This window comes from Metasolibacillus sp. (assembly GCF_025291715.1).
Classification (GTDB): Bacteria; Bacillota; Bacilli; order Bacillales_A; family Planococcaceae; genus Metasolibacillus; species Metasolibacillus louembei.
The window spans coordinates 124,660-125,200 of record NZ_JAMBIZ010000007.1 but is presented as its reverse complement, the minus strand read 5'-3'; the positions used below and the strand labels follow the sequence as shown (position 1 = coordinate 125,200).

1 rRNA gene (cut by a window edge) is annotated in these 541 nt (G+C 53.8%); it reads left to right on the top strand.

From position 1 onward, the window contains the following. Nucleotides 1–541 (top strand): 23S ribosomal RNA (locus M3Z76_RS07210); its annotated part runs 347 nt beyond the window's last position; the annotation flags it as partial.

Genomic DNA, 541 nt, shown 5'->3' with positions numbered 1-541 from the left:
GTCGGGTAAGTTCCGACCCGCACGAAAGGCGTAACGATTTGGGCACTGTCTCAACGAGAGACTCGGTGAAATTATAGTACCTGTGAAGATGCAGGTTACCCGCGACAGGACGGAAAGACCCCGTGGAGCTTTACTGTAGCTTGATATTGAATTTTGGTACAACTTGTACAGGATAGGTAGGAGCCAGAGATCTCGGAGCGCCAGCTTCGAAGGAGGCGTCGGTGGGATACTACCCTGGTTGTATTGAAATTCTAACCCATGCCCCTTAGCGGGGCAGGAGACAGTGTCAGGCGGACAGTTTGACTGGGGCGGTCGCCTCCTAAAAGGTAACGGAGGCGCCCAAAGGTTCCCTCAGAATGGTTGGAAATCATTCGTAGAGTGTAAAGGCACAAGGGAGCTTGACTGCGAGACCTACAAGTCGAGCAGGGTCGAAAGACGGGCTTAGTGATCCGGTGGTTCCGCATGGAAGGGCCATCGCTCAACGGATAAAAGCTACCCCGGGGATAACAGGCTTATCTCCCCCAAGAGTCCACATCGACGG